Source organism: Bacillota bacterium, from assembly GCA_030019365.1.
Classification (GTDB): Bacteria; Bacillota; Sulfobacillia; order JACIYH01; family JACIYH01; genus JACIYH01.
This window is the reverse complement of the sequence record JASEFA010000021.1, coordinates 1-4,771: the sequence shown is the minus strand read 5'-3', so window position 1 is coordinate 4,771 and position 4,771 is coordinate 1. Positions and strand designations below refer to the sequence as shown.

Sequence of the window (4,771 nt, the reverse complement as noted above, 5' to 3'; positions counted from 1 at the left end):
TGGTGAAGGACCGGGAGACGAAGGAGCCGGCGGGGGTGGAAGTGGGGGCCATCATTCAGTATGCCTACGAGCGCGGGCTCATCCTGCTCAAGGCGGGGCAGCACGGCAACATCCTGCGTTTCCTGCCTCCCCTGGTGATCACCGACGACCAGCTGGCGGAAGGCCTTACCGTGCTGGGAGAGGCGGTGGCAGCCGTGTGCGGCCGGTAGGGTCACGCGGCGGAGGATCTTGGGGGTGCTTCGAGAAATAAAGCTACCCTGAGCGCATAGCGACGCGGGCGACCGAGCCTGCGAGGACCCCGTTGAGGCGAGGCACTCGCGAGAGCAGCAGAGCCAGGCAGGGGGGAGCGAGGGGATGTCCGATGCCGTCGTTGAGCTGGTTGGGGTAACGAAGAGATTTGGTAACGTCACAGCGGTAAACAACGTTTCCCTGGAGGTGAGGAGGGGAGAGTTCCTCACCCTGCTGGGACCCTCGGGCTGTGGTAAGACCACCACGCTGAGGTTGATCGCGGGATTCGAGCAGCCCACCGAGGGGCAGATCCTGCTGAACGGGCGTCCCATGCGTGGGGTTCCCCCCTTCCAGCGGGACGTGAACACGGTATTTCAGAGCTATGCCCTTTTCCCGCACATGAATGTCTACGACAATGTGGCCTTCGGGCTGCGCATGAAGAAGCTACCCCGCCAGGAGATCGACGAGCGGGTCAGGCGGGCCCTGGCCCTGGTCGGCCTGGAAGGATTCGAGCGGCGTCGCCCCAAGCAGTTGAGCGGCGGCCAGCAGCAGCGGGTGGCCCTGGCCCGCGCGCTGGTGAACAACCCCCAGGTCCTTCTCCTGGACGAACCGCTGGGTGCCCTGGACCTCAAGCTCAGGAAGCAGATGCAGGTGGAGCTGAAGCACCTGCAAAAGAGGCTGGGCACCACTTTCGTGTACGTCACCCACGACCAGGAAGAAGCCCTCACCATGTCCGACCGCATTGCTGTCATGCAAAGCGGGGTCGTCGAGCAGCTCGGCAACGCGGTGGAGGTGTACCAGAGACCGCAGACCCGCTTCGTGGCCAATTTCATCGGCGAGACGAACCTTCTCACGGGGTGTGTCCTGGCCGTAGAAGGGGAACGCGCCACGGTGGCCCTGGATTCCCTCAGGCTGGCCGTGCCGGCGACCCCCGGGCTGGCGGCCGGGGATGAGGTCCACCTCTCCATCCGGCCGGAGTTCATCAATGTCCTGCCCGCCGGGGGCGAGCAGCCCGGTCCCGATAGCAACAACCTGCCGGGCCGGGTGAAGGAGCACGTGTACATCGGGTTCGCGGTCAAGGTCATGGTGGCGGTGGCGGACGAAATCGAGCTGGTGGCCCACGTGAGCACGGCCAGAGACCTGGGCGACATCGGGGTGGGGAAGGAAGTCACCTTGGCGTGGGACGTGTCCAACTCCATTGTCATCAAGTCATAGCAACCCGGAGGCACGGGCGGCATCGCCCGCCGCCGGGGAAGCGCGTCCAGCCCTTGACCCGATGGCGGCCGGCGAGATGGGCGGGCGGGGCGTCACCCGGTCGCGGCGGCGGGGAAGCGAGTGCGGACCTCATGGGGAGGAGCTGGTGAAGTTGGAGAGCCTGGCCAAACCACAGGGAAGGCCCACGTTCCGGGGCAGCCCGGCTGACGTCGCCCTGGCAGGATTGAGGCGCCGTCCGGGACTGCAGGCGGGGGTGATGGTGGCTCCGGCGGGCTTCTGGTTCCTGTTCTTCCTGATCATTCCCCTGCTCATGATCCTGGCCATGAGCTTTGCCACCCGCAGCACATACGGGGGCGTGGACTGGAAGCTGGGGTTTCACAACTACCTGCGCTTCCTGGAGCCCCTCTACCTGCAGATCCTGGTCCGCTCGGTGGAGCTAGCTTTCCTCACCGCCATCATCACCCTGGTGATCGCCTATCCCCTTGCGTACTACATCGCCGGGCTGCCCCATCAGCGACGGAACCTGTACCTGATGCTGGTGGTGATCCCCTTCTGGACCAACCTCCTCATCAGGACCTATGCCTGGATCGTCCTCCTCAGGGGCACGGGGGTGATCAACAACGTCCTCATGGGCCTCCACATCATCGATAAGCCCCTCAGTCTTCTCTACACGCCGCTGGCGGTGCTGCTGGGCCTGGTCTACGACTACCTGCCCTTCATGGTGCTTCCCCTGTACGCTTCCATCGAGCAGATGGACCGCTCCCTGCTGGAGGCGGCCCAGGACCTGGGGGCCAACTCCTTCTGGACCTTCGTGAAGGTGGTGCTGCCCCTCACCATGCCCGGCATAGTGGCGGGCTCCATCCTGGTGTTGATCCCCGCCCTGGGCGTGTTCGTCATCCCCAACCTGATGGGCGGCGCCAAGACGGTGCTCATCGGCAACCTCATCGAAAACCAGTTCAAGATGGCCAGGAACTGGCCCTTCGGCTCGGCCGCCTCCATGGTGCTCATGGCCATGGCCATGATCATGATCCTCGTGTACGTGCGGCTGGTGGGATTCGGAGGGGATGAGGAGGCGATCCTCTGATGGGCAGTACCACGGGCAGCCGGGTGATGAAGGTTTACTCCTGGCTGATCTACTTCTACCTGTACGTCCCCATCCTCATCCTGGTGGTGTTTTCCTTCAACACCTCCCGCCTGAACGCAGTGTGGAAGGGGTTCACCCTGCAGTGGTACGTCAAGCTGTTCAATGACGGTCCCCTGCTCCAGGCGGCCAAGAACAGCCTGATCATCGCCGTCGTGTCCACCCTGGCCGCGACCATCATCGGCACCCTGACGGCATTCGCCGTCCACCGCCACCGGTTCCCGGGAAAGCGGGTGCTGGAGGCGGTGATCTACGTCCCCATCATCATCCCCGAGATCGTCATGGGCATCTCCCTGCTCGCCTTCTTCGCGGCGGTGCGCATACCGCTGGGGTTAACGACTATCATCATCGCCCACATCGCCTTCAACATCTCGTTCGTGGCCGTGGTGGTGCGATCGCGACTGTACGGGTTCGACCACACCCTGGAGGAGGCGGCGGCGGACCTGGGAGCCAACGAGTGGAACACCTTCCGCCGGGTCACGTTTCCCCTCGTGTTTCCGGGCATACTGGCCGGGGCCCTGCTGGCCTTCACCCTTTCCCTGGACGACTTCGTGATCACCTTCTTCACGGCCGGACCCGGTTCCACCACGCTTCCCCTGCGGATCTACTCCATGGTCAAGTTCGGTGTCAGCCCGGAAGTGAATGCTCTCTCCACTTTCATTCTCACGCTGACCCTGACCCTTCTCGTCATCTCGCAGCGGATGCAGCGAGTCTGAGGCCGGGCTGCGTCCGCGATTTGCGCCCCCCCGCCCGGGCGGGTGGCAGCGACGGACGGTTCGCCTCCGCCAGGGTGGGTGGCCGGTACGGATGGGACGCTGGTTTCGGAGGGGGGATGCCTTTGAGCTAGGGTGGTGAACGCCCGGCGGCGGAGCGCGGCGGCGGCCGCAGACTTCGCCGCGGAGTGAACGGACGCCGGACAGACTGAAAGGGGGGTACATGGTAATGGTGAGGAGGAAGGTTCCGCTTTTCCCCGTTCTCGCCGTGCTGCTTGCCCTTGCCCTCACTGCTTCCTGCGGCGGGACTCAGCAGCCGCCTGCGGCCAAGCCCGAGACCCCGACCACTCCTGAACCGCAACTGTCGGACACTTTGAACGTGTTCAACTGGACTGAGTACCTGCCCCAGGAAGCAATCGACAAGTTCCAGGAAGAGTTCCACGTCAAGGTCAACTACGATACTTATTCGTCGAACGAGGAGATGCTGGCCAAGCTGCAGGCCGGCGCCAGCGGCTACGACCTGGTGGTCCCGTCGGACTACATGATAGAAGTGATGATCAAGCAGGGGCTGCTGGAGAAGATCGATCTGAAGAACATCCCCAACTTCAAAAACCTGGGCAAGCAGTTCGTCAATCTCTATTACGACCCCGGCAACCAGTACAGCGTCCCCTACATGTGGGGCACCGACGCCATCGCGTACAACACCAAGCATGTCAAGAAGGCCATCACCAGCTGGAACGACCTGCTCGACTCCAAGTACAAGGGCAAGATCGTGGCGGTGGACGACAGCCGCGTCATCCCGGGCATCGCCCTCAAGGCGCTGGGGTACTCCGTGAACGAAACCGATCCCGCCAAGCTCCAGGAAGCCAAGGAGTGGCTCAAGAAGTTCGTCCCCCAGGTGAAGGCGTGGGACAGTGACAGCCCCAAGACGCTCCTCATCTCCGAGGAAGCGTGGATCGGCGCCATCTGGGGCGGAGAGGCAGCCCTGGCCATGAACGAGAATCCCAACATCACCTACGTCATCCCCAAGGAGGGCGGCATCATCTGGCAGGACAACATGGCCATACCCAAGGGCGCACCTCACAAGTACACCGCTGAAGTGTTCATCAACTTCATCCTGCGCCCCGAGATCGCGGCCATGATCGCCAAGGCGTACCCATACGGCAGCCCCAACGAGGCCTGCTGGTCGCTGCTGCCTCCCGAGGTGAGGAACAACAACGCCTCCTATCCTCCGTCCGCGGACCTGGACCGGTGCGAGTGGTCCAAGGACGTGGGGCAGGCGACCCAGCTCTACGACCAGATCTACACGGAAGTGAAGAGCGGAAAGTAGGCGCCAGAGGTGGGAGCCCGGCCGGTTGCGGTCCGGCCGGGCTCTCCCCGCTCATCGCTGCCCCCGGGGCACACTCGCCGCCCGGGTTGTCGTAAGCGTCAAACTGTACCCACCTGGTGTGCTGCTCGGCGGTGAAGGATAATC

General features: G+C 63.7%; 5 protein-coding genes. All 5 read left to right on the top strand.

Annotation, left to right across the window (positions count from 1 at the left end):
• On the top strand, positions 1-209 hold a 209-nt coding region (locus QME70_14010), incomplete at its 5' end, for a 4-aminobutyrate--2-oxoglutarate transaminase (protein ID MDI6895680.1).
• A gap of 145 nt (positions 210-354) precedes the next feature.
• Entirely contained in the window at positions 355-1,443 is a 1,089-nt protein-coding gene (locus tag QME70_14005) for an ABC transporter ATP-binding protein (GenBank protein MDI6895679.1), read from the top strand.
• A gap of 145 nt (positions 1,444-1,588) precedes the next feature.
• The gene (locus tag QME70_14000) at positions 1,589-2,527 is read left to right on the top strand and encodes an ABC transporter permease (protein ID MDI6895678.1); all 939 of its coding nucleotides are present in this window, start codon (positions 1,589-1,591) and stop codon (positions 2,525-2,527) included.
• Positions 2,527-3,300, top strand: coding sequence for an ABC transporter permease subunit (locus tag QME70_13995; GenBank protein ID MDI6895677.1), 774 nt, complete (start codon positions 2,527-2,529; stop codon positions 3,298-3,300). The genes QME70_14000 and QME70_13995 overlap by 1 nt, the downstream gene beginning before the upstream one ends.
• A 226-nt stretch (positions 3,301-3,526) precedes the next feature.
• A complete protein-coding gene (locus tag QME70_13990; GenBank protein ID MDI6895676.1) occupies positions 3,527-4,627 on the top strand; it encodes a spermidine/putrescine ABC transporter substrate-binding protein in 1,101 nt (366 codons plus the stop codon).
• Positions 4,628-4,771: the final 144 nt, after the last annotated feature.

Excerpts from the sequence above, each read along its gene's own strand:
- QME70_14005 (MDI6895679.1), top strand. The coding sequence starts at position 355 with ATGTCCGATGCCGTCGTTGAGCTGGTTGGGGTAACGAAGAGATTTGGT.
- QME70_13995 (MDI6895677.1), top strand. The coding sequence starts at position 2,527 with ATGGGCAGTACCACGGGCAGCCGGGTGATGAAGGTTTACTCCTGGCTG.
- QME70_13990 (MDI6895676.1), top strand. The coding sequence starts at position 3,527 with ATGGTGAGGAGGAAGGTTCCGCTTTTCCCCGTTCTCGCCGTGCTGCTT.